Genomic DNA, 25,824 nt, shown 5'->3' on the forward strand with positions numbered 1-25,824 from the left:
GAACTAATTATAATTCAAAATTGAATCTAACATAATTTTAAAATTTGCTTCACTAAAATAATCCCCAAAAGGTGCTTGTTTCATATTACCGCGCAAGCAATCTTCTATCAAGTTGCGCATTTTAAGTTCAATTTCGTCTTGATTGGTAAAGGTAGCAACATATTTTTCATCTACTACTAGATTCCGTACTTCACTTCGCAACGGCGAAATACTTAAAATTGGCTTTTGTAACGAGGCTAAAAATGGAGCCTTACCCACCAAAATATTACTATGTGTAAAGCAATCTTCTAAAATAATTAATATAGAATGCTGTAAATCTTGTTCTTGCGAAGACGGCACAAAGTGTAAAGAATCTAAAATTTTGATATTGGGAACCGAAGCATACTTAGTTTTTAAACGAACATTATGACTGCCGCGCAAACGAAAAACCATTTCTGTCTGCTTTTGCAATAGCGGCTCTTTTTCAAGTAAAGCCACATAAGCATCCAATAAAACATCGGGATTGCGTCCAAACTGAATAGCTCCATGATAAGAAAGCACCACTTTATCAACTGTTTGGACTGTTGTCAAGCAAGTTGAAAAATCAAAAACCGTCGAGTCATACTGATGCGGTAACACATAAAATGGTTGGGACGAACCATATAGAAAATGTAAATCCAGTGAAAGCAAATGCGAAGGACTGATGCACAGTTTACAATTCGAAACTACAGGCAACATTTGCTTTAACTTAAAAAGTTCAAGATTAGTAAGTACCTTTTTAGAACCTGAATTCCAAAATACTGGATAAGGATCATGAAAATTAATAATTGCCTTCTTCAAAATCGGCAGACCATCTAAAGCCAAAATGGTTTCGAATTCCAATCCAGAACTTCGTACAAAAATATGATCGTAATCGTCAGGATTTTTTTGACTAATGTATTTAGAAAATTGCTTTACATAATAAGTACCGGTTAGCGAAACGTGAAACAAACGCCAATAAAGTTTATTCCACCATTCAATATAAAACGGAACTTGATAAGGAATAACATGTGTTTCGATAGCATTTACAGGCAATAATTCAAGCTGATCATCGCTAGATTGAATTTTTAAATATAAAACTTCAATAACAGCTTCGGGATAGGCACGGCGTAATTTACCAAGAAATGACCTAGAAACAATTCCTTCGCTAGTACCTGAAATTCTTAAATCCTGAACAATCACTAAAAACTTCATACCAATTTTTGTTTTTTTCTTTTTATAATCCAACTGTAAATTGCAATTCTTAAAGGTAAGACAAAATAAAACAACCTCCACTTAACACGTTCTAAAGCAGCTAACTGAAATAATTGTAAGGTTTTTTCAAACAAGTCAAAATCTTTATAATAATAAGAAAAAATTATAAAATACTTTTTCAAAGACAACGTAATTAGATTTTTATTATGCAAATGCGCAACAGCTAATAGTGTTGCTTGGGCAAATGACGCACGACGTATTGGATCATTTTTAAAAAAACGACCCGTACTAGAATTAAGGTGCTTGCGTCCGTAAAATAAAGTTTTATTGATGGATATTCCCGAATAGCCAGAAGCTACAATTCGCGCGGCCAATTCCCAATCTTCGGCATACATCAATCCAGAAGCAAAACGTATCGTGGCGAAACACTCTTTTTTCCAGAGTACTGCACAACAATTAAACTGCAAACTATCAGTAATCAATCCTTCAATATCGGCAACTGTAATCGGAAATTGTGTATAGGTAGTGGAATAATCAAACTGATAAGAAAATGTTTCGGTATGAAAAACCTCTCGGACATAACGACAGAAAAAATGCGGACTATCGTCTAACTCTTTTACACAAAGTTCTAAATTTTGAGGATGTGGAATATCGTCATCATCAAAAAAAATGATGTAATCGCCTTGAGCCAAATCCAATCCATAATTTCTACAGCTCGGTCCTTTGGCATAACTTGACGGACGTTTATGATAGGAAAATCGTACATCTAAATCCAAAATTTCCCGAACGACTTCTTGGGTAGCATCGGTACTTCCATCGTCAATAATCAGACATTCCCAAGAGGTAAAGATTTGATTTTGAATAGCACGCAACGATTCAACTATGAAATCGGCACGATTGAAAGTAGCCATGATTATAGTAACTTTAGGCTTTGCGATCATCGAAATAAAGATTTTATTTTTCGTAGAGGATACAAGAGCATACGTCCAACTCTAAAATCAACTTTATTTTGAGTCTTGATTACATTATACTTCTCAGCGGCAACACGATCCAAAAAAAACGAAACTAAAGATTCATAATGAGTTAAATATAGTGCTTTATGCTTGGTAAACAAATACATCTTATTGCTCTTATCGTGATGTTCGTAAGCATCCAAACGCATCGAAGTTTCATGTTGACGGTAGAAAAATAACGGTTCGGGAATACTATAAATTTCCCAGCCCAAACTGCAAACACTGATATAAAAATCCCAATCTTCGTAACCAGTTTTCATCTGTTCGTCATAACCACCAACGTCAAGCCAACATTGCTTTCTAAAAAAGGAAGTGCCGTTGCAAGCATTTTGAAATAAAAAATCAGACAGTATTCTTCCATTTGGTTTTATAGTAACCAATTCTTCGCTTTTATTAAAACGAACAACCCAACTGCTAACAACGCCAATTTTAGGATTAGACTTGATTACGTGCAATGCTTTTTCGATAAAAGTAGCCTCATATTTATCGTCGGCATCCAAAGTGACAATATAAATACTTGTCGCGTGTTGGATTCCGAAATTGCGAGCACTTGCCAATCCTCCATTCTCTTTATATAAATAATGAATGCGAGAATCGGCAGCACACCATTGGTTCGCTACTTCTTTTGTAGTATCAGGACTGCCATCGTCAACAATAAAACATTCCCAATCACTATGGGTTTGAGCAACAATCGAAGCCAAAGCCTCATGTAAAAAATGAGCTTGTTTGTAACACGGTATTACAACAGATACTTTTTCCAATTTATTATCACATTTTTAATTTAGTACGCAACATAGTCATTGCTTTGCGAATCATGCCTACATCCATAAATCGAACACAATAATACAATATAAACAGCCATTCTGAAAATTTTAAATTCCGATTTCTTCGTATTTCTTTACCATACTTCTTCAGCAATTCCAATCGCTGATTAGTGCTGTAAACGCCTAACCATTTAGAAATTAAATGACGATAAAATGAAATTTCAGACTTGTTTTTTAAAATCAAATTGTCTCTTTTTCCTGAGATATTTAAATCTGAAACACGAATACAAATAGTACTTTCATTGATTGTGTAAAGTGGTTTGTTGTCAGAAAAATCAAGCCAAGCTCGATCATCACTATTCCAAGCCAAAGGATAGGCTGTAAAACCATATTTTTGGTAAACTTTTCTAGAAAATACATGCTCCGACAACGAACTGCGTGAGACTTTCAAAAATTTTCTATAAAACGATTCCGATGCCGATTCCCATTCAGGATGGTAAAAAATATCCGAAACCGTTTGTCGTGATTCATATATTATTTTACTAGCAAATCGAACCAATTCAGACCGACCATAAAAAGTATCATAATGAGCGTAAAAGCTCGCGACAACGTTGGTTTCTAAATAATCATCATCGCCTAAAATCATAAGCCATTCCTCTTTATTGGATAATGCAATACACCGTTCCCATTGTTTGGTAAGCGATTGACCACCAAGATTGGAATCAAATTTGAAATAGTTAAAAGGAAACGCACCTTGGTATTTTGCTAATAACAAAGTAGGATCTTCAGGACTATTGTCATCACCAATATATACGGTAAAACGTGAGTCGGTTTGAGCAGCCAAAGACTGCAAGGTAGCTTCAAAATAGGTTAACTTATAGTAAGGAATTATTATGGCTAACACTTAATTATTTTTAGAAGTAGTTAAAGATTGTAACAAAGATAACATTTTTAGCGATGTTGTTATATTAACTTTCCGCACAAACAATTTATTTTGAGGTACTGTCATGATTTCGTCCCAATCGGCTTCTTCAAATGTAACCGGTAATGGAACCCCTTTTTTATTCCAACTTACATAAGTCAAACTATCTTTAAACTGAACGCTGCGATCCTTTTCTGAAAGCTCCTTTAAAATGGAATGAAAAAACAATTCATCAGCACAATGTGTATGCTTATGGAATTTTAAAAACTCTGGATGAATTGCAATCCACTGCATCATTTTACGAAATGTAGCATCATTCAAAGCAAACCATTGCGAGCCTCCAAAATGAGGAATCGAAGAGGTTCGCAACTTAAACAAATGCCTTATGGTGCCAAGAATACGAAAGTTATGGTGCACCAAAAGTTGCTTTCCGTAAAACTTGACAATTAATTTCAACTCAAACAGACTAGCTTGCTTAAAGGAGTTGAGTCGTACAAAGGAACCTTTCGTGTCGGCATACGTAAAACAATAAAACTGAACTCGTTTTTTACATTCTTCTGCATTCCAATACGAAGTGATGGGAAACAGCTCAATAAAATTAAAATTGGAATAGTTTGTTAAAAAGGTATTTATCGTTGCTGCACTCCGTAAAGGAAAACATTGGCCGCTTAACAAAATTACAAAACCACCGTTTGTATGATTTTGAACATATTGCAAACAATTAAGTGTGGCTTGAACCACTGAAAAATCGCCCCAACGAACAGTCACACGGTCTGAAATAAAATGAACGCAACTACTTTTTAAGTACAAAAAAGGTCCTTGATCAGTCTTTAAATCCAAGTGAATAACAAATACCGACAAACCATCGTCCAACTGCTGAATTAACAGTTCCAACTGTTTGGGGTTTTGATGCGCTAATAGTACATAATTTTTTTTCAAAAAAACGCTATTTAATAAGGGCAAAAAGACAACACATCACACTACATTAGTTTCGATTTTTGAATACCAATAGTAAGCTCACCACTTTCAATAATAAAAAAATTATGCTCTTTTAAAATAGAATATATAGTTGATCGAATGTTGTATTCATCATGTATTTCAATCGCAACAATCTCAGTGATTTTTAAGAAACTAAGGTCGTTTTCGGGCTGAAAAATAAACCGTTCTGCGCCTTCAATGTCAATTTTAAGTACCGATATATGCGACAAATTGTTCTCGGCAATAAGTTCGTTCACAGTGATACCTCTAACTTTTCCAGTTGCAGAGGCTTTAGTAGTTAAAGCCCAATCTTTTTTATCTCTAAAATCATTTTCTACATCAAACTGCATATTGGACTCATGGGCAAGGGCGTTGCAATACAATTTTACAGTTCCTTCCGATTGAATATGAGTAGCATTTTGACTATAAACTGCAAAATTATCAACGCTTGGTTCAATTCCATAAATACTACAATTCGGTAAATAATGCGCAAAATACAAGGAGGTAAAACCAACATTGGCACCAGCATCAATCAGTACATGATTTTTAGAAAAGCCTTCATTCAAAAGTAGCGTTCTGATGATGCCATGGTATTCATGATATCTAAAAATTTGATTGAAAACCATAAAGTCACTATGGTCTTTGCCGCGCATCGATAGGGTAATCCCATCTATGGTAGTCACTTCATAAAAAACATCCTTTTTCTCAAATTGTTGTATTAAAAAATGCTCATGCAAACGATTTTCAAACTCTTGTCCATCATAAAGATTAAGCGGAAAAAGGATACGATAAATTTTGCGTAGTTTTTTAAATTTCATTGAGGTGTTTGTATAGTGGCTTAGTAATCAAATGTAACTATTTTTTTAAATAATTTTAAATTTTTTATAGAAAATGGTGCTTTCAAAAACAAAGTAAACCATAAACGCAAAGCAATAAATTTGCAACGATGCTGTAAACATTTATTGATGAACCTATGAGTGTTTAACAATTCTAAATCGGCAGTTACTTCAGAATTACCAACAGCAATAGGCAAAAGTTTAGAATAGATTCGATGCAATTGATATGAATTTTGAACCCAACTTTTATTTAAAACACCCGAAGAAAAATGCTCTATTACAATTGCCTGTGTCACTACAACCGAGAAGCCGAGTTTTTTTATCTCTAAAGACAAATTGAGATCGTAGCAATGAAAACCTTGCAATTGTTTTGAGAACGATAGGCGTTTATCATTGCGTACTGCCATAAAAACACCATCAATTACAGCAACTTCAACGGTAGGGTTTTCGTCAAAACCATAGTGATGTATTTCCGCTTCTTTGTCTTGATAATGCTGAATGATGTTAGTAATTCGATCTTCTTCCTCACAATCCCACCAAGCACTCGGACTTTTAGTTTTTACTTTTGCACCAGCAACACCAATTAATCCAACAAAAGGTTGTTGCCTAAAAATGGTATCAAGAACCAAACCCCATTGAGAACTATGAAATAAAACATCATCATGAACAAAACATAAAACAGTACCTTGACTTTTTTGAATACCCAAATTATACGCTTCAAAAATTGAATAACGACTTTCTGAATTGTCAATTACTATAAGTTCATACTCGCAACCAACAGTTTGTGTAAGATTCTCTTGAAATGCAACGGACAGCGTAGGTTTTTTGGAACAAATAATTATCGAGATCATTAGAATTTAATTACGATAAGCAAACACATTAATTGCCATATCATATTTTTCACAAACTAATCGTCTATCAACAAAAGGCTTACGTCTTGAAAAAGATTCTTTTAGATGATAACGGAACCCTTGCCTTTTTAAAAGTGATAAAATTGATTCTAAATGCTGTTCATCATCATAAAAACTATGATATTCAACAAACAAATGCTCGACAAAATGCAAGGAAGTTTCACAGTCCTTAAGAACTTCATATTCAGCACCTTCAATGTCAATTTTCAAGAAAGCAATTGGAGTTGTCAAAAAGTCTTTTAGTCTAACAGTTTCAATTTTTACGGGTTCTTGATTCAAATATTCTGTGCCGATTCGACCGCCTAATCCTTCATCGGTATAAAAAGACAAAGTGGTTGCTTCCGTCCAAACTCCTTTTTCATAAATGGTCACATCTTGAATTTTTTGGTGCACCACGTTTTTTTTTAAATAAGGTAGTACAGTTACATCCGGCTCAAAAGCTAAAATTTTACTATTAGGATATAAAGTGGAAAAATATAGGACACTTAAACCCATATTAGCACCACAATCAATAATTAAAGGCGTGGTGTGTTGAGTAGAAAACTTGTAAATCTTACGTTCAAAGAGTTCGGTATACGTTTCGTAAAAAGCCAATCCGTAGTGATATTCAAACGTACGATCAAACAAAACTATCGAACCATTTTGCTTATTTTTAGTTTGCAATAATGCTCTTGTAAAAGCGGAATACCAAAAAGTATGTTTTAACCACTTAAATAGACTAACTATTGATTTTTTCATCTATAAGAATGTTTTTTTTCTTGCAGCACTTCCACATTGTTAGAACACAATATGCCTACATTTTCTTTAATTAGTTCTAAATCCCAATCCCACCATTGAAGTGCATTTAATGCTATTATGGTCTCCTCACTAAAGCGCTTTTTAATCAATTTCGCTGGATTTCCGCCCCAAATTTCGTAGGCACCTACAGCCTTCGTCACTACACTTCCCGCCGCCAAAACCGCTCCATTTCCAATGGTGACGCCCGACATTATTACAACACCACGACCAATCCAAACATCATGTCCAATTACTACAGCTCCATTCGTTGACGGATGTCCAGTAATGCCAGCCGCTTTTGGAAAATACTGAGGTAAGACATTAAACGGATATGTCGAAATCCAATCCAATCGATGATTGCCACCTAAAAAAATTGTAACATTATCAGCAATAGAACAAAACTTGCCAATTATCAAAGTAGACTGATTGTTTTCAAACAAAACTGTAGGATTACCGTAAGTATAGTCGCCTATTTGAAACTTTGAATTTATAAAAATGTCTTTTGTAAAAAAAGGCAATACTGCTTTTGGTTTAGCAAATAAACCTTTTAATTTTCGAACTTTACGCTTTAGCAAATGTACTATTTCCATTGGTGTGGGATGTATAATTTACCGATATCAAAAGATTCAAGGTGTCCAAATTCTTCGATAGTATCTAGTATTGCAAAATTACAACAAAAATCAACAACGTCGTATTGAGCGATTGCAGGATGATAAATAATGGCATTTAATTTATAATAACCTTTAGTCAGTGTACGTTTAGGTATAACCAATTCATAGTCTTTTTTTCCAAAAATCAAAGGAGTTTCACAACTAAATAATGCTTGATCTAAATTATCTAAAACACGAACTATAATAAATTTATTAGCACTAAAAGTAATGGTAGTTTCAACTTCAAAGCGAACTGAAATAGACTCCTCACAATAAAAATTACTCGTATGTGATGTAAAATAGATACGATTAAAATAAAGCTCTTTCACAACAGATCCCGATTCATAACCAGCCTCATTGAAGCTCGAATTTTGATAACGCGCTAAAACCGAGTCGACATTCCCATTAGCAACGATATTACCATGCTCCAGCAAGATTCCCTTGTTACACAAACTTTTAACTGCAGCCATATTATGACTTACAAACAAAACTGTACGTCCTTCACCTTTACTTACATCACCCATTTTGCCTAAACATTTCTTTTGAAAGTCAGCATCACCAACAGCCAATACCTCATCGACAATCAAAATTTCACTTTCTAAATGTGCTGCGACAGCAAAAGCTAAACGCACATACATTCCAGAGGAATATCGTTTAACAGGAGTATCAATATAACGCTCTACACCAGAAAAAGCAACAATTTCATCAAATTTACGTTTGATTTCATGCTTGCGCATACCCAAAATAGCACCATTCAAATAAATATTTTCTCTTCCTGTCATTTCTGGATGAAAACCTGTTCCAACTTCCAGCAAGGATGCAATACGACCTTTGGTTAAGATTCTACCGGTAGTAGGATGTGTAACTTGGCTAAGTAATTTTAATAAAGTACTTTTTCCTGCACCATTTCTTCCAATAATGCCAACCGAATCACCTCGTTGTATCTCAAAATCAATATCGCGCAAACTCCAAACATAATCACTTATACCTTTACTTGAGCGATCATTGGACTCGCCAATTTTCAAAAAAGGATCTTCCTTACCTCTTACACGATACAACCACCTCTTAAAATCATCTTTTACGGTATTGGATCCAACCATACCTAATCGGTACTGCTTCGAAACTGCTTCTGCTTTTATTACTATCTCAGACATAAACTTACCTATTAAACAGTATCCATAAAAGTGCGTTGGACCTTATTAAACACCATAATACCAAACAACATTACTACAAAAGCAAAAAAAGCAGGGTACCACAAACTCAAAAAATTAAAAGATCCAATTCCCAAAAAAGAATAACGCATGTATTCAAATAAAGGCGTTAAAGGATTAATTTGCAACAGCCATAAATATGAACTAGGAACTGTAGATAAGGGATAAATTACAGGTGTGGCATACATGAACAATTGTACTCCAAAGCCTATAAGCATCGTTAAATCTTTATATTTTGTAGTCATTGAAGAAAGTACTAAACCAAGACCTAAACCAATCAATGCCATTAAAATAATTATTATTGGAAATAACAAAACAGTTACATTCGGCGTAACCAAATTTTGTACGTAATAATACATAACAAATAAAAAAAACAAAAGTAGTTGAACGCCAAACTTCATCAAATTGGAAATTACAATTGTCAATGGCATAATTAATCGAGGAAAATAAACCTTACCAAATAAAGAAGCATTAGCATTAAAGACACTACTAACTCCAGTAAGGCAACTTGAAAAATAATTCCAAACAGTAATGCCGGCCATGTAAAAAACTAACTTTGGCGCACCGTCTGTTGACAACTGAGCGATAGTTCCAAAAATAATTGTAAAAGTAATCGTCGTTAGCAATGGTTGTAAAAAAAACCATATCGGCCCTAAAATAGTTTGCTTATAAACCGTAACAAAATCGCGTCGCACAAATAACAGTAAAAGGTCGCGGTAACGCCATACCTCTTTCAATTTAAAATCAAACCAAGAACTTTGAGGTTGAATAACCAAATCCCAATCAGAATGCTCTTCTGTAATTTTCATGTAAACAACAATAATTAATTTCTAAACTCACAACTCTTTTCCTAAACCTCTATCTCTTCATCAACCTTATATCTTTCTCTCAACCTCTTCCTCAACCTTAACCTTAACCTCAACCTTAACCTTAACCTCTTCCTCAACCTCTTCCTCCATCTCTTCCTCCATCTCTTCCTCAACAAATATACTACTTTACAATAATTTCTATAAGATTTCTTCGTTATAATTATAAATTGTTACTTTGTAAAAAAAAAGCTGTGTTCTTCTTCAAAAAAAATAAACCCGAACTTTCAAGTCTGATTCCGTCCAATTACGTTGACATTCATTCGCATCTGCTACCAGGTATTGATGACGGAGCCAAAACAATTCAAGATACAATTTATTTATTCGAAAGAATGAAGAAAATGGGATTCAGTGAAATCATTACAACTCCTCATGTGTTGGATCAAGTATGGAACAATTCTCGAGAAAAAATAGAAGATACAGCTGCCGAAACACACAAAAAGCTGCAAGAAATAGAAACCAACTTGCATTTTAAAGCCGCAGCAGAATATATGATGGACTCTAGTTTTACAACTTTGTTTGAAAACGAAAAGCTCTTGACACTTAAAGACAATTATGTGTTGGTGGAAATGTCGTATCTCAATCCTCCTATCAATTTGTACGCAATACTATTCGATTTGCAAATTAACGGATACCAGCCTGTGTTAGCACATCCAGAACGCTATGCCTTTTACCACAACGAGTTAGAAAACTACAAAAAACTCAAAAATGCTGGCTGTCTGTTTCAATTAAATTTACTAGCAACTGTTGGCTATTACGGTAAAGAAGTGGTGAAAACTACCGAATTCCTGCTGAAAAACAACTTGTATGATTTTACAGGATCCGACATACACCATAACAAACATCTAGAAAGTTTCAGTTCTAAAGTGCAAATCAACGAACCAAATCAAGTCGAGCAATTATTAGAAAAAAATCACTTCTTCAAATCATAACAACTAAAAATCACAATTTTTAATTCGTAATTTTTAATTTTAAAAGCGTTCAGCTGTTTTTTAAAAATTTTATCGAGAACTAAGATGTACAAAACAATTCGAAAAGAGAAGTAGCAAAAAACGCTTACTTGAAATCAACTAAAATTCGCAATTTTTAATTCGTAATTCGTAATTCTTAATTTTTAATTCGTAATTCTTAATTTTTAATTTTTAATTCGTAATTTTTAAACTGCGTCCAGCTGTTTTTTAAAAATTTTATTGATAACTAAAATGTACAATAGGAATCGAAAAGAGAAGTAGTAAAAAACGCTTACTTGAAATCATAACAACTAAAAATCACAATTTTTAATTTTTAATTCTTAATTCGTAATTCTTAATTCTTAATTCTTAATTCTTAATACTTAATTCTTAATTCCTCTTAAAAATCCGCTTGTACCATGGCTCAACAACAACCTGAGCGCCATAACCATAGCCGTAACCATAGCCGTAACCATAACCTTTACTACTAGAAATAGTATCGTTCAGGATCACAGACATATTAGGCAACTTCTTGTCATTATAGAACATTTCAGGAACGCGCAGCATTGCTTTTTCTAAATGGTTCGCACGCACTACATACACAAAAACATCCGCATTTTGTGCAATCAATAACGTATCGGTAACCAAACTCACTGGTGCAGTATCTACAATAATGTAATCGTAAAGACTTTTCAGTTCTACAAACATTTCACTAGTACGCTGATTCATCAAAAGCTCTACCGGATTTGGCGGAATAATTCCTGAAGCCAACAAATCCAAGTTAGGATGGGAAGCTACTGTATCAATGTAAGAAGTAATTTTTGTTCCTGGTTTAGCCAAATAATCGGTAACACCTTTCGGACTCACTGTAAAATACTCCGACAATTTCGGATTTCTAACATCCATACCAATTATCAATACTTTTTTTCCTGATAGCGCAATAGTTGCTGCCAAATTCACCGAAACAAAGGTTTTTCCTTCTCCAGGAATAGTCGACGTTACAAATATAGTTTTCGCTCGACCTTTCGGAACATGACCAAGCATAAATTCTAAATTGGTTCGAATAATTCGTACCGCCTCGGCTGAACTCGATCGGCTATTCGTACTCATCACCTCTTCATGCGATTCCGATTTAGGAATATCACCTAAAAAAGGTATCGTCAAACGTTTCTCAACATCCATGCGCGATTTTACCTTAGTGTTAAGCAATTGATTCAAGTAAATAACCGCAAACGGTAGGATTAACCCAATCAAAAATGCAGCCATCAAGATCACAGAACGCTTCGGAGAAACAGGAACCATCGAAACCAAGGCTGGATCAACTACTTTGGCATTCAATTCCGTAGCAGCTGAGGATAAAGCAGTTTCTTCACGTTTTTGCAACAAATAAAGATACAATGCCTCCTTTACTTTTTGTTGACGATCAATTATTCTAAATTCACGTTCCAATCCAGGAACTGAAGCCTTTTTACCACTGATTATTGAACCTTGTGTTTCTAAATTACGTCTTGTAATAGACAAATTGGATTGCAAACGAGTCAAACTCTGACGAATGGTTCCTTTTAATGATTGTATACGTTGGTCAAAATTAACCACTACTGGATTATCATTTGTAGCACCTTTACTAATACGGTTGCGCTCTAAAATCAACTGATTGTACTCGCCTATTAATCCAGCGGCATCCGAACTTCCGGCGATCAAATTCGCAGGGACTAAATCGCTAACCGTACTGTTCTTTAAAAAGTCCAAAACAGAGTTGACAACATTCTGCTGAATTTGAGTATCAATAATACTTTTTTCATAAGAAGAACCTGTTTCTAAAAACAATTCTACTTCGGTAGGAATATCGGTAAGCTGGTTGCTCTTTTTAAATCCTTCAACATCTTTTTCAACGGTAGTCAATTCATCAGTAATCAAAGCCAAACGCTTAGAAATAAAAGCTGAGGTGTTTTGAGAAACCAAATTTTTATCAGCAATCGCATCGTTATTGTAAATACGAACTAAGGCATTCAAAAAATCTTCTGCACGCTCAGGCACAATATCTTGATAAGACAGTTCAATGATACTGGTGTTTTTTGATAACGAATTAACTACCAAACCGCCTTTGTAACCTTGTGCAACAGATTCAACTGGATAAATAGAGCAATCTATCGAAAAATCACTAAATGCCTTTTGGTTAAGAATAGGATTTTTTAATACCAATAAAGTTCCGTTAGAAAACGGAATCGAAGAGCCATACGCATAAGTTCCTTTCAAATTATCCTTGCTTTCGTAAAGCTTGAATGTGTTTGGTGAAACCGCTACAACTTGAAAACTTAGGGTTACGGATGCAGTACTATCGTTTGGTCTAAAATCTGCTATAATGGGCGCATTTTTATATACTTCTACTGATTTAACACGACCTTTATTGATATAAATAACATTCAGACGTAAATCACGCACGGTCTTTTCAACCAAGGTTCTCGATTTCAAAATTTCAATCTCGTTATCGATATTGTTTTTGCCTTTTCCCATGACTCCCAAATCAGAAAAAGTAGCAAAATCAGAAGACAATCCTCCTTTTTTATCGTCTTTAACTAAAATAGAAGTAGTTGCTTTATAAACCGGTGTAGCATAGCGCAAATAGACATAAGCAACAGCAAGGGCTAAGAAAATAGTCAAAACAAACCATTTCCAATGACTCAAATAACGATCAATTTCTTCTCTAATATTAAAATCAAATGTTTTGCTTTCTGATTTTTCTGGTGTGTCAAAATAATTTTGCATCTATTGAACGGTTACAACAACAATGGTTACTAGTAAAGAAATGGCAGAAAAAATAATTCCAATATTCGGACCTACAGCAGATCCATTAATTTTGGTTTTATTAGGCTCTACATACAATACGTCATTCTGAGCCAAATAGTAATAAGGTGAGTTAATAAAATCAGCTTTGGTAATGTCCAATCGTACAGCTTGCTTCACCCCATTTTGTTCGCGCAACAACAAGATATTGTTCCGTTTTCCAAAAATAGTCAAATCGCCTGCCAACGATAAAGCTTCAATCAAAGTGACGCGTTCTGTTGCAATAGGATAAGTGCCTGGAGCAGTTACTTCACCTTGCACTGATATTTTAAAATTTAATATTCGTAAGGTAACGGTTGGATTCTTAACATATTTTGAAATCTTTTGTACCAATAAAGTTTCCGCTTCCGCTTTGGTCAATCCTGCTAAACTAACCAAACCAATTACTGGAAACTGTATCGTTCCTTTACTATCCAACAAATAAGAAGCAGTGGCAGCAGAAGAACTTGTGGCAGAACCAGCAGCAGAAGTACTCGCCGTGCTCAACGGAGCATTGAAAGGAGCTACAACTTCTGAATTTTCTCCCATTACTACAACACTAATCAAATCATCGGCTTGCAATTTAGTTACATAACTTGCAGCGTTAGCATTCTTTTCAAGTGCATCAATATTGGTATAATAGGCCATGCTTGTTCTAGAAACACAAGAGGAGAACAACACGGCTACAAACAGTACAAAGGAGATTTTTTTCAACATGTAATCTTTTTTTTAAAGCGCAAAGGTACTCAATACAAATCAACCTTCCTAGGCTTTACTATTAGAATTGTTTAATTTTAATGCACATCCAAATGCTCGTAATTGGAATTCATACTTTTAAATTCAGGAACAATCTTTTTCATTTTCGAAACAATATCAGCACTTGAATACGAAGTGGTAACGGCTAGTAAATCATCCACTTCTTCCAATAACGTAGCAATATCACACGACTCTTCATTAGCAATCATGATCTTATCGTGATGCGTTGGCAACGTTTTGCTTGAGTCATTCAACAATTCCTCATACAACTTTTCACCTGGACGCAATCCTACAATTTCAATCTTTATTTCTTTGCCAGGCGTATAACCAGCCAACTTAATCATTTTGGTAGCCAAGTCCAATATTTTAACTGGTTTACCCATATCAAATATAAACAACTCACCGCCATTTCCCATAGCGCCAGCTTCTAAAACCAACTGACACGCTTCCGGAATAGTCATAAAGTAACGAATGATTTCGGGATGCGTAATGGTAACTGGTCCGCCTTTAGCAATTTGATTCGTAAACAACGGAACAACCGAACCATTCGAACCCAAAACATTTCCAAAGCGCGTGGTTATAAATCGTGTCTTTATCTTTTGATGTAATTTCAAATTTTTGTAATGTAAACACTGAATGTATTTTTCAGCAATACGCTTACTAGCACCCATCACATTACTCGGATTGACCGCCTTATCGGTAGAAACCATGACAAAACTTTCTACTTCATATTGTACCGACAAATCGGATGTATTTTTAGTACCTAAAACATTCACATAAATGGCTTGTGCCGGATTCTCTTCCATCAAAGGCACATGCTTGTATGCTGCAGCATGAAAGACCACGTTCGGTTTATATTCCATAAACACACGCTCCAACGAATCTTTATTGCGAATGTCGGTAATCACACTGGATATTTTAGAACCCGGTAAAAAAGCACCCAACTCTAAAGTCAAATGATGCAAAGGTGTTTCCGCTTGATCCAGTAAAACAATACGTTTAGGATTGAACGCAACAACTTGTTTCGCTATTTCACTACCTATCGATCCTGCCGCTCCAGTAATTAAAATTGTTTTATTATTCAATTTACCAGAGATCATGTTGTTGTCTAAAACAATCGGTTTTCGCTCCAATAAATCTTGAATCTGAAAATTTTTAATTTTAGCAGATATTTCATTACTGTCTTCCCAATCGGAAATAATTGGCAACGTATACACCTTGTAATTGTATTCTAAACATTCGTCAACCAACGTGATTTTTTCGTCTTTAGACAAACTACGATCGGCCAAAATTAATGCAGTAGCATTCATAGAACGCAACAAAACAGGTACCCGCTTGTTGAATTTTAATATCGGTAAATTCAAAATACGCTTGGTCGAACTCTGATTCTGCTTATCAATAAAACCAACAATCTTAAATCGGGTTGGCGTTTCAGTTCGCAAGGCATTGGCAACCGATATCGCATTGGCATCAGAACCAAGTATAATGGCATTAATCAAATTAGTCGCATCGGTTTTCTTAAAAAACGTTTCAAATACTTGCTTAACAAATACTCGAAAAACAAACAAAAAAACAAACGACAAGACAAAACTTAAAATCAAACCCGGATATAAAAACACCTTTTGGGTAAATACAAACTGTGAAAAAAAGTTAAGCACTACTAAAACCACTAACGATGAAAAAGTAGACAATAACAGTTTGATGGCATCGATAAAGGTAGAATGCCTAATAATTCCAGAATACGTTTTAAAAATCACAAAAAACAACAAGTACACCAAAATCACAAAAGTATACCGTTCGAAAAAGCTAAACGTGGCGTAGTACTTCAAGTTCAGACTATTCAACATCAAGTAATTGGTGAAATTCGCCAAAATCAATAAAAAAAAGTCAATCAGAAAGATAATCCACCTTGGCAGATAATTCATATTACCAAAATCCAATCGCTCATTCAAGTCGGAATACAGATCCGTTAATAATGTTTTATTTTTTGTAGTATTTTTCAAATTTAGGGCATTTTTATTATATAGAAACAAAAAAATCTTCCAAGGCAGAAGCAATACGAGTGCGCTCTGCATCTGTTAAATTAGAACCCGAAGGCAAACACAAACCTCTTTCAAATAAATCTTCTGAAACAGTTCCTCCAAAATAAGGATAACTACTAAAAATGGGTTGCAAATGCATCGGTTTCCATAACGGACGACTTTCAATACCCACAGCTTCTAAGGCCAAACGCAAATCTTCTCTAGTCTTACCTTGTAATTGAGTAGGGTCTAAAACTACAGCAGTAAGCCAATGGTTGGAAAAATAGTCATCACTAGGTTCGGTGAAGACCGTTACTCCTTCAATAGACGCGAAAAAAGCAACATAAAAATCATGCATCGCACGACGCAAACCAACATGCGCATCAAGAACTTCCATTTGTCCTCGACCAATTCCAGCGCAAATATTACTCATTCGGTAATTATAACCCACTTCAGAATGTTGATAGTGTGGCGCTGCATCACGCGCTTGAGTAGCAAAAAATACTGCTTTTTCTTGAACCGATTTCGATTGGGTAACTAAGGCGCCACCGCCCGAAGTCGTAATAATTTTATTGCCATTAAACGAAAGCACACCAATGGTTCCAAAAGTTCCACACTTTTGACCTTTGTACGTACTTCCTAAGGCTTCTGCACTATCTTCTAAAATTGGAATAGCATACGCATTAGCAACTTGAACCAGCGCAGCTACATCAAAAGGCATACCATACAAATGCACAGCAATAATGGCTTTCGGCTTTTTACCTTTAGCAATACAATCTACAATGGCGCTTTCCAACGCTTTCGGACACATATTCCAAGTATTCGGTTCACTATCCACAAAAACAGGAACAGCTGCTTGATACAAAATCGGATTAGCCGAAGCAGAAAAGGTCATACTCTGACAAATCACATAATCATCAGTCTTGACGTCCAAAAGCACCAAGCCCAAGTGCAATGCAGCAGTTCCAGAACTCAAAGCTGCAACATGCGGACTACCGCCTAAATAACTAGAAAGATCTTGTTCAAATCCAGTAACATTGGGTCCTAGCGGAGCTATCCAATTACTGTCAAAAGCACTTTTGATATAGTCTTGCTCTGTGCCTCCCATATGAGGCGAAGAAAGCCAGATTTTTGTATTTGTCATTATAGTAAAATTGTACGGTACAAAAGTAACTAATTTTTAAGTTACTTTAACGTATTCTTACAAATTCTATAGCTAAAAAAAATACTACAAAATGTAACCTTGACAATTTAAAAAAAGAGCACTACTAATAAGATAATTTAGTACCAATCGGCATGCATACTTTCTTTACCTAAAGAGAATATCAAACCTAAAGATACCGTAACGTGCGCACCCGATTGCGAACCGTCTTTAGACGATATTAAAGAACCATCATAACGATAATATTGTTTAAAATTGGTATTCAAAGACACATCAGTAAACAAGGCAATTGTATTAGACAACTTTACTTCTGGAGTAATACCTACAACTAAAGAACCAAATTGTTTATAATCAGTGGAATAAAAAGGCTTAATTACAGTCAATCCCAATCCTGCATGAGTAAGTACGGTAACCGTATTTCTTGAGTTAAAATCCAAATTCAAATAAGATCCGATGTTATAAACAAAATCCAACCCTACCCGGTTAAAATCAGTTCCAACAACGCCATTTTGATCATTCTCAAAGCGGTCGTTGGCATAATTCAATCGCAAACCTTTTTTTTCATCAAACATATACCGCAACCCAAATTCTAAATGCTTAAATCCTGAAAAATTCGAATTATACTCCGGTAAATAAGGATTCAACGCCGCATTATACCCAGCTCCAACGTCAAAGGAAAAGCGATTAAAATTGGTTTGTGAAAATAAGGCAGTGCTTTGAAATACCAAGGCAAGCAGCATTGAAATAGTAAAGTTGGTTTTCATAATTGGTTTTAAAAAAAATAAATTAGGTTAGTTAGTTTTGCATTGGGTTGCAAAACTAACAATTCCCTTGAAAAATCAAACCAATTGTAAAAATTACTTTTAGATAAAATACTTAAATAGAAACAACACCTCTTACGCGTGCTCTTTTCTACTAGTGGCACTCATAAAAATCCATATGAAAATGTAAAATTATACAGAATCCAATACATCTAGTACCAATCAGAATGGTAACGTTCAGCACCTAAATAAAACATCAAACCAACAGAAGCCGTAACATGCGAACCAACAGTAGGTTTATAATCGGTTGAAATCAACGACCCATCATAACGATAGTGTTGTTTAAAGTTAGCATTATAGCTAACATCTGCAAAAAAGGCAATGCGTTCCGATATTTTAACTTGTGGTGTAATTCCTAAAACTAAAGCTCCAATTTGTTCCGCATCCCTATTTATAGGTTTCAATCGCGTATAACCAACACCTGCATGCGCAAGCAATCCTATACTATTACGTGTACTCGTATCCAATCCAAATGATTTACCGATATTGTAAACACCCGAAACACCCACTCTACTAAAATTGCTTCCAAAATAACCGTTCGGATAATTCTTAAAACGATCATTGGCATAGTTCAAGCGAACGCCAAATTTTTCGGTAATCATATAACGCGCTCCAAATTCCAAATGCTTGAAACTAGAAAAATCAGAATTTAGATTCTTTTGATACGTATTGAGCGGTTTGGCATAACCTGTTGAGAATTCAAACGACAGTCGGTTGAATTGAGACTGCGAACATACCGAGTTGCTACTGAACAAACTTAGTGTCAGTAACGAAAAAAGAAATTGTTTCATAAGTAGGTTTAAATTATTTGGGGAAATAATTAAAATTAAGTTTTGTTTACAGTGCAAAACTAACAATTCCTAGGAAAAATCAAACCAATTGCAAGTAAGTTTTCGGAAACAAGAAAGAAAAAAAGACCAATAAAGAGAAAAAGTAAAGCAATCAAAAAAACAACCTGCTAAACAACAGCGTTTTGAAGCCAAACCGCACCAGATTATCTTTACATTAATTTTTAATTAAATTAAAAAGTACCACGCCGAAAAAGCGTTTTAAAAACCAATACTAGGTCCAAACGCAAACTCTGATTGTAGTAATAATCCAAATTAATGCGAACTTTATCCGGAAAAAGTATGGTATCATTGTAGGTTAACGGATCGGAAACAGCAGCCAACAAGGCTTCTTCATTGAAGTATTTTAAAGAAGCTGGTCCAGTCAAACCTGGTTTCAATTCCAACAGCAACCGTGCTTCGCCTTCCAATCGATCGTAATAGCCGGGCAAATCGGGTCGCGGACCAACCACACTCATACTGCCAAACAAAACATTAAGCAATTGCGGGAATTCGTCGATTTTGGTACGTCGAAAAAAAGCACCGATTTTTGAAATAGTAGTCGCACCATCGGATCCAACAGACATAGTCCGAATTTTGATAATCGTAAACGGCACACCATACCGCCCAATACGCTTTTGCATAAAAAAGCCCGAATTTCGGGTATCGAATGCGGCAACAAAATAACTTAACAAAATAACCCACCCAAATAACACTAAGGCAGAACAGGAAAAAATCAAATCAAAAAGACGTTTAACCATTGTTATTTTTAAAAAGCTAAATTCATGTAAATCTTATGCATTACTAGTGTGAGACACTTGTTCAACCAAAACAAAAAGAATACTATTATTCGTGAAACTTTATTGGCTTAGCTGGAATCCCAACTGCAGTACAATTTTCGGGAAGTGTTTTAGAAACTACTGCTCCAGCTCCAACAATAGTATTGACACCTATTTCCAATTGGTTGATAATTTTAACTCCTGTACCAACATATACTTTTTCACCAATTAGCACCTCGCCTGATATATTTACAGAAGGCATAAAAGAAGAATAAGAAGAAAGCGTTGTATCATGTCCTACGGTACACATCAGGTTAAGAATAACAAAATCCTGAATGACAATATTACAAGTGATAATACATCCTGCACAAATGATGCAGCCCGAACCAATTGTAACAAAATCATCTGAAATCAATACATTGGGATGAATTAAGGTCGGAAAGGAAATGTGCTCGTTTTTTATTTTTGAAAATAAAACAAACTTAGTTTTTGGATCACCAATAGCAATGGCAATAGCTAGAGCATCGGTTACATCATTAACCTCAGCAACACCTCCTAAAACGGGATAACCGTTAACTAAACTCCCTTTTTCAAAACCATCATCATAAAATCCTACAAATTGATACGTTGGATTTATTTTGTTAATACTATCAATAAGTGTTTTAACCTCTCGACCAAAACCTCCTGCTCCAATTATGGCAATTTTTTTCATGTCTTGTTATTTTGATGTTCCTGTAAATGCCTTCATAGTGACTTCTCCTACTTGGGAAATCCCTTCTCGAACAAATACTTTTTTTACTGTTAATAAAATAATTCTAATATCCAATGGCAAGCTGCAATGCGTTACATACCAAACATCATATTCGAACTTCTGTTCCCAACTGATGGCATTACGCCCATTTACCTGCGCCCAACCCGTAATCCCAGGCTTAACTTCATGGCGGCGCTGCTGAAAACTGTTGTACAAAGGTAAATATTCTGGCAATAACGGACGCGGACCTACAATACTCATATCGCCTTTCAAAACATTCAACAATTGTGGCAATTCATCCATCGAGGTCTTGCGTACAAAACTACCAATCTTAGTCAATCGCTCGGCATCAGGTAACAAACTACCATCGGCAGCCTTCCGATCATTCATAGTTTTGAACTTTATAATCTTAAACAGTCTTCCATTCAAACCCGGACGAACCTGCACAAAAAAAGGCTTTCCAGAATTCGCAAAAAACAACCCGATCAGTGCTAATAAAAACAACGGACTCAACAACAATAGTAATAGTAATGCAGTTAAAAAATCTAATACGGGTTTTACTATTTTTTTATACATACGATTCATTTTTTTTATAAGCCTCAAGCACAGCATTCCAAACCATTTGCTGCGGGTACTTGCGTACAATATTTTCTCGAGCAGCTTGTGCTAAATTAAATGTTAAAGTGGCATCCTGCAACAATTCCTTCATTTGCTCCAACAAGCTTGCTGCATCTTGAACTGGAATTATGATCCCATTTACACCCTGTTGAATAATCTCATTACTACCGCTAATATCAGTCACAATACAAGGCAATCCCATTGCACCAGCTTGCAAAACCACATTCGGAAATCCTTCGCGGTAACTTGGAAATACAAACACATTCGAAATACACAAATACGGTCGAATATCCGATTGAAATCCAACCGAAATAATAGCTCGATTAGTAGAAATAGCCTGTAACGTCACTGCAGTCAACGGATCCAATTCCGATTCTAATGGTCCAACCAAGAGCAATTTGCAATGCGTAGTAGTGCGAGACAATTCCGAAAAAGCAGCAACCAACTCATTCACGCCTTTATCAGCCACCAATCGACCTACAAAAACAAACACAAAATCACCAGCGGTCAACTGAAGTTCTTGCCTCAATGCAATTTGTTCTGTTTCCGAAACCTGACTGATATCAAAATAGGCAGTATCAATACCATTCACATTCCCATTAGCAAGAATTTGCAACGGCTTAGTGGTAACCTTGTACCGCTGTAAATCGTTCTTTACGCCTTCACCTTCTGGGAAAATGTGCGTGGCAAAACGACACAAAACTTGATCCATAAAGAGTAACAACGTTTGCATAAATCCTTTTTTATACGGAAAAATCAAACCAGTAAACGTATGCATGCGAACTGGAACTCCAGCAAAATAAGCCGCAATCATACTCAACAAACCTGCTTTTGGTGTAATCGAATGAACAATGTGAGGTTGTTCTTTTTTGAATAAAGAATACAAGCGAACCAAGGAAACCAAATCTTTAATAGGAGCAATACTCCGACTCATTGGTACTGAAACAGTACGTACGCCTTCTCTTGCAGCAACAGTTTCCAAATGCGCATCGGCACCAGAAACTGCTACAACTTCATACTGGTCATTCAAAAAAGAAAGCTGACCTTTCAAAAGAATATCCAATGAAATAGCAACCGTAGCGGTGCGAATGAGTTTAGGTTTAACGAAGTCCTTCATACAAAGCAATATGTTTGGCAACCATTATTTTTACATCATACTGCAACGCACGTTGCATACACAAGTCGGCAACAGCTTTAGAATAAACACTATCGTTCAAAAGGGTCACTACCAGTTCAGCCAATTGTGCTGCATTGCCTTGCTCAAACAAAAGACCAGCACCACCTACAACTTCAGACAAACCGGGAACATTTGAGGCGATGAAAGGCTTTCCTGCTGCCATACCTTCAATGCTCGACAAAGACAACCCTTCGTAGTGGGAAGATAAAACCACCACATCAACCGTTTTCAACAACGCGGCGACATCCATACGCAAACCTAAAAAATGAACCCGGTTAGTAAGCTGCAAGGAGTCAACAAGTGCTTCACAAGAGGCTTTTGTAATCCCATCACCTACAAGTAGCAAATGTACATCAGAAGGTAAAAGAGCCAGAGCTCGAAGTAATGTAGGCTGGTCTTTCTGTTCGCGAAAACCAGCAACTTGCAACAACAATTTGGCACCTACAGTATTCCACGTTTCCGAAAAATCAGAACCATACGGCGGCGTTGCAATTATAGAATCCAAGTCAACTCCATTATGAATGACGGTAAATTTTGAGGCTTTCGAATCAAGATGCTGTTGCAATACCGTTTGAACTTCTTCGGTAATACAAACAACTCTGGTATAAAAAGAGTAAACAAAGCGATCAATAAGACGAAAGAATTTAGACTCCATACGTCGATTATGCGTATTGTGCTCAGTAAAAAGCAAGGTAACTTTTGAAAAAGAAAGTAACTTAGCAAACACCGTCCAGTATTGCGCAGGAAACAAATGTACATGAACCAGATCATACTGTCGCAAATACGGTATCATTTTAAAAATAAGCAACGGATTGTATACCGAACCAGTTCCTAACGAAAAAATCCGACAACACGACTGCGCTTTTAATTTCTTCAGAAAAGGCGTTTCGCTACCATTTAAAACCAACAAATCTACCGAAATCCCTTTTTGATGGTACAGCGGAAGCGTGTCCAATAACAGTTTTTCGGCACCACCTGTGGCTAAGGAGTTTATAACGTGTAGGATTTTCATTTATTTTTAATTTTATCGTTTAAGTAGAAACCATAGCCTAAAGGGAAGCAAAACAAACTCAAGACAAAAGATACTTTAACTATTTTTTGGGATATACTTAAATCAGAATTAAAGGAAAACCTCCAAAAATTCAATACGGCTTTAATTTTTTGCGCTATCGGAATAGACTGATGTGATAACTCCGAATAGCAAAGCATCGAGCTCATCGGAGATTGCATCCGAATACGAACTATATTCGACGTTAATCCACCTTCCAGATATTCAGTAATATAAATGCCCTCATTAAAGAACAACAAGGTATATTTTTGTGAAATGCGATTCCAAACCAACGCTTCCGGACAAAACTTTTCATTAGGAAATTCAGGAAAGGGAAATTCGCGTAATACCGCAGTACGAAACACTTCTACCAAATCACCAGTTACACCGTGTTTGTAACGAATGCCAATAGAATTGGTAAGCAACTCCGTAAATGTAGTGTTACCAACGATAGCACCAGTATCATACATCCGTCTTCCTGCAACTCCAGCCACAGTAGCATCATTCGAAACCGTTGCATAATGTTGTAATACGTTTTCTAAAGCATTCTTAGGCAGAAAATCATCGCTGTCAACAATAAAAAACAAGTCGCCTTTTGCCATGCGAACGCCTTGATTGATGGCACGATGCTTACCGCCATTAAGTTGTTTGTAATAATGAATATTCAGAATACCAGCGGCAATCCATTCTTTTAGGATTACTTCAGTTCCATCCACACTACCATCATCGACAACGACCCATTCGAAATCCTGCCAAGATTGAGCGCACAGACTTTCGTACAATCTAGGCAATAAAGCAGCTCTATTATAAGTGGGTGTAAAAACAGTAATCATTAGCGTAACAAATAAAACGTAAATAAAGCGTTCAAAATTAAAATCAAAGCAATAATCCGTGACTGAAAAGCAAAAATAGGCTTATTCAATAGCGGATACAACAAAACAACCATATAGAGAAACCAAGACAAATAGGCAAAACGATCAGAAAAATTAGCACGAATAACCAAAATCCAAAAGGCATTACACAAAACATAAGTATTATACACAATAGCATAAAAACGGTCCCTATATTGCTTTTTATAAATGTAGTAATACCCAACGGCAATAGGTATGAAACTGTAAATTAAAAAATCAATTCGAAAACCTACATTATAATCGGTTTCTTCGGCTGCTAAATAATCTATCAAACGTTTCTCTTCAACAAAAGTGGACATAAACAACTGGATTTGACTACCCAAAACCAAACTAACAGGCACACACAACAACCAAAAATAATAATAATAGCGCGTAGCATTAAACTGCTTGGAAACAAGAATGGCTATTACTGGAAGTAACATCGAATTGTGAAAACCAATCGAAGCAACTAACAGAACATAAAAAAGAGTCCGATTTTCAATTCTAGATAAGGCCATTAACAATATAGAACATGCCAAGCCCGCTCGTATGGTATTGGTACCATAACTGAAATAAATGAAATTAGTTAACATAGCCAAAAACAATAGAAAATAATTAGCCGTAACTTTTTTGCAAAAAAAATAGTAATTGAACGTATAGATAAAGGCTGTGAGTACAAACCATAGTTTGTAATCCATAAACAACGAACAAAACTTATAATATATAAAGAAAAAGCGTTCTTGAACCACCGACTCTAAGGTGACATTTCGTGCTTCAAGAAAACTATTCATGTAACTGTAGCGGTCTCCGTAGTCATCAAAAGTGGGTAAAGTACCCATTAATACAGCAATAAATACAACGATAAAAATGGTCAGACCATTCAAATGTTTGAATACAAGTTTATTTTGAGTATTGGGAAGAATATGTAAGGCAATCAGTAAGCTAAAGCCCACTAACAACAAGTACAAATTTTTATAAAGCGTAACGTCTTCCAATCGAGGTAAATTATTTTAGTTTATTATATGTATGCTACTATTCCATTTAATCCAATATGTTTCAAG

General features: G+C 35.5%; 25 protein-coding genes. 1 reads left to right on the forward strand and 24 read right to left on the reverse strand.

Going from position 1 to position 25,824, the window contains the following annotated elements:
* Positions 1-3 precede the first annotated feature (3 nt).
* Genes ACZ098_RS01895 through ACZ098_RS01945 form a run of 11 tightly spaced genes read right to left on the reverse strand, consistent with a single transcriptional unit; the run spans position 4 to position 10,083 of the window.
* Positions 4-1,212: a glycosyltransferase family protein gene (locus ACZ098_RS01895; RefSeq protein ID WP_487310037.1), complete on the reverse strand. Its 1,209-nt coding sequence runs from the start codon at positions 1,210-1,212 to the stop codon at positions 4-6.
* Positions 1,209-2,153 carry a glycosyltransferase family 2 protein gene (locus ACZ098_RS01900; protein WP_487310038.1) on the reverse strand — a complete coding sequence of 315 codons (945 nt, stop codon included), beginning with the start codon at positions 2,151-2,153 and terminating at the stop codon, positions 1,209-1,211. Before ACZ098_RS01900 ends, ACZ098_RS01895 begins: the two co-directional genes overlap by 4 nt.
* The gene (locus ACZ098_RS01905) at positions 2,150-2,986 is read right to left on the reverse strand and encodes a glycosyltransferase family 2 protein (RefSeq protein WP_487310039.1); all 837 of its coding nucleotides are present in this window, start codon (positions 2,984-2,986) and stop codon (positions 2,150-2,152) included. The genes ACZ098_RS01900 and ACZ098_RS01905 overlap by 4 nt, the downstream gene beginning before the upstream one ends.
* A 7-nt stretch (positions 2,987-2,993) precedes the next feature.
* On the reverse strand, positions 2,994-3,893 hold the full coding sequence (locus ACZ098_RS01910) for a glycosyltransferase family 2 protein (protein WP_487310040.1): 900 nt from the start codon (positions 3,891-3,893) through the stop codon (positions 2,994-2,996).
* Entirely contained in the window at positions 3,894-4,850 is a 957-nt protein-coding gene (locus tag ACZ098_RS01915) for a beta-1,6-N-acetylglucosaminyltransferase (protein ID WP_487310041.1), read from the reverse strand. It abuts the gene before it with no gap.
* 41 nt (positions 4,851-4,891) lie between these two features.
* Positions 4,892-5,707: an FkbM family methyltransferase gene (locus ACZ098_RS01920; RefSeq protein WP_487310042.1), complete on the reverse strand. Its 816-nt coding sequence runs from the start codon at positions 5,705-5,707 to the stop codon at positions 4,892-4,894.
* Positions 5,708-5,727: 20 nt separating this feature from the next.
* Positions 5,728-6,576 (reverse strand): glycosyltransferase, encoded by an 849-nt coding sequence (locus ACZ098_RS01925; protein WP_487310043.1) that lies wholly within the window; start codon positions 6,574-6,576, stop codon positions 5,728-5,730.
* Positions 6,577-6,582: 6 nt separating this feature from the next.
* Positions 6,583-7,374 (reverse strand): FkbM family methyltransferase, encoded by a 792-nt coding sequence (locus tag ACZ098_RS01930; RefSeq protein ID WP_487310044.1) that lies wholly within the window; start codon positions 7,372-7,374, stop codon positions 6,583-6,585.
* On the reverse strand, positions 7,371-8,003 hold the full coding sequence (locus ACZ098_RS01935) for a CatB-related O-acetyltransferase (RefSeq protein ID WP_487310045.1): 633 nt from the start codon (positions 8,001-8,003) through the stop codon (positions 7,371-7,373). Before ACZ098_RS01935 ends, ACZ098_RS01930 begins: the two co-directional genes overlap by 4 nt.
* Positions 7,994-9,217, reverse strand: a complete 1,224-nt coding sequence (locus ACZ098_RS01940) for an ABC transporter ATP-binding protein (protein ID WP_487310046.1) — start codon at positions 9,215-9,217, stop codon at positions 7,994-7,996. Before ACZ098_RS01940 ends, ACZ098_RS01935 begins: the two co-directional genes overlap by 10 nt.
* Positions 9,218-9,228: 11 nt before the next feature.
* Positions 9,229-10,083, reverse strand: a complete 855-nt coding sequence (locus tag ACZ098_RS01945) for an ABC transporter permease (RefSeq protein WP_487310047.1) — start codon at positions 10,081-10,083, stop codon at positions 9,229-9,231.
* Positions 10,084-10,334: 251 nt separating this feature from the next.
* Here ACZ098_RS01945 and ACZ098_RS01950 point away from each other — a divergent pair, with 251 nt between their 5' ends.
* Positions 10,335-11,072, forward strand: a complete 738-nt coding sequence (locus ACZ098_RS01950; RefSeq protein ID WP_487310048.1) for a tyrosine-protein phosphatase — start codon at positions 10,335-10,337, stop codon at positions 11,070-11,072.
* A 408-nt stretch (positions 11,073-11,480) separates the two neighbouring features.
* On the opposite strand, the gene ACZ098_RS01955 is transcribed toward ACZ098_RS01950, so the two are convergent.
* The 13 genes from ACZ098_RS01955 to ACZ098_RS02015 all read right to left on the reverse strand — a co-directional run bounded on the left by ACZ098_RS01955 (position 11,481) and on the right by ACZ098_RS02015 (position 25,716).
* Entirely contained in the window at positions 11,481-13,856 is a 2,376-nt protein-coding gene (locus ACZ098_RS01955) for a GumC family protein (protein ID WP_487310049.1), read from the reverse strand.
* Positions 13,857-14,630, reverse strand: a complete 774-nt coding sequence (locus ACZ098_RS01960) for a polysaccharide biosynthesis/export family protein (RefSeq protein WP_487310050.1) — start codon at positions 14,628-14,630, stop codon at positions 13,857-13,859.
* Positions 14,631-14,707: 77 nt separating this feature from the next.
* Complete coding sequence (locus ACZ098_RS01965; protein WP_487310051.1) at positions 14,708-16,672, reverse strand: polysaccharide biosynthesis protein; 1,965 nt, start codon at positions 16,670-16,672, stop codon at positions 14,708-14,710.
* A 16-nt stretch (positions 16,673-16,688) separates the two neighbouring features.
* The gene (locus tag ACZ098_RS01970; protein WP_487310052.1) at positions 16,689-17,834 is read right to left on the reverse strand and encodes a DegT/DnrJ/EryC1/StrS family aminotransferase; all 1,146 of its coding nucleotides are present in this window, start codon (positions 17,832-17,834) and stop codon (positions 16,689-16,691) included.
* A 137-nt stretch (positions 17,835-17,971) separates the two neighbouring features.
* A complete protein-coding gene (locus ACZ098_RS01975) occupies positions 17,972-18,616 on the reverse strand; it encodes a hypothetical protein (protein WP_487310053.1) in 645 nt (214 codons plus the stop codon).
* Between the two features lie 209 nt (positions 18,617-18,825).
* Positions 18,826-19,464, reverse strand: a complete 639-nt coding sequence (locus tag ACZ098_RS01980) for a DUF481 domain-containing protein (protein ID WP_487310054.1) — start codon at positions 19,462-19,464, stop codon at positions 18,826-18,828.
* 230 nt (positions 19,465-19,694) lie between these two features.
* On the reverse strand, positions 19,695-20,261 hold the full coding sequence (locus ACZ098_RS01985; RefSeq protein WP_487310055.1) for a sugar transferase: 567 nt from the start codon (positions 20,259-20,261) through the stop codon (positions 19,695-19,697).
* A gap of 85 nt (positions 20,262-20,346) precedes the next feature.
* On the reverse strand, positions 20,347-20,991 hold the full coding sequence (locus ACZ098_RS01990) for an acetyltransferase (RefSeq protein ID WP_487310056.1): 645 nt from the start codon (positions 20,989-20,991) through the stop codon (positions 20,347-20,349).
* 6 nt (positions 20,992-20,997) lie between these two features.
* Positions 20,998-21,606, reverse strand: a complete 609-nt coding sequence (locus ACZ098_RS01995; RefSeq protein WP_487310057.1) for a sugar transferase — start codon at positions 21,604-21,606, stop codon at positions 20,998-21,000.
* Entirely contained in the window at positions 21,599-22,765 is a 1,167-nt protein-coding gene (locus tag ACZ098_RS02000; protein ID WP_487310058.1) for a glycosyltransferase family 4 protein, read from the reverse strand. The genes ACZ098_RS01995 and ACZ098_RS02000 overlap by 8 nt, the downstream gene beginning before the upstream one ends.
* Positions 22,749-23,837 carry a glycosyltransferase gene (locus ACZ098_RS02005; RefSeq protein WP_487310059.1) on the reverse strand — a complete coding sequence of 363 codons (1,089 nt, stop codon included), beginning with the start codon at positions 23,835-23,837 and terminating at the stop codon, positions 22,749-22,751. The genes ACZ098_RS02000 and ACZ098_RS02005 overlap by 17 nt, the downstream gene beginning before the upstream one ends.
* Positions 23,834-24,706, reverse strand: a complete 873-nt coding sequence (locus ACZ098_RS02010; RefSeq protein WP_487310060.1) for a glycosyltransferase family 2 protein — start codon at positions 24,704-24,706, stop codon at positions 23,834-23,836. The genes ACZ098_RS02005 and ACZ098_RS02010 overlap by 4 nt, the downstream gene beginning before the upstream one ends.
* Positions 24,706-25,716, reverse strand: coding sequence for an EpsG family protein (locus ACZ098_RS02015; RefSeq protein ID WP_487310526.1), 1,011 nt, complete (start codon positions 25,714-25,716; stop codon positions 24,706-24,708). Before ACZ098_RS02015 ends, ACZ098_RS02010 begins: the two co-directional genes overlap by 1 nt.
* Positions 25,717-25,824: the final 108 nt, after the last annotated feature.

It is taken from the genome of Flavobacterium sp. SP2, from assembly GCF_057626655.1.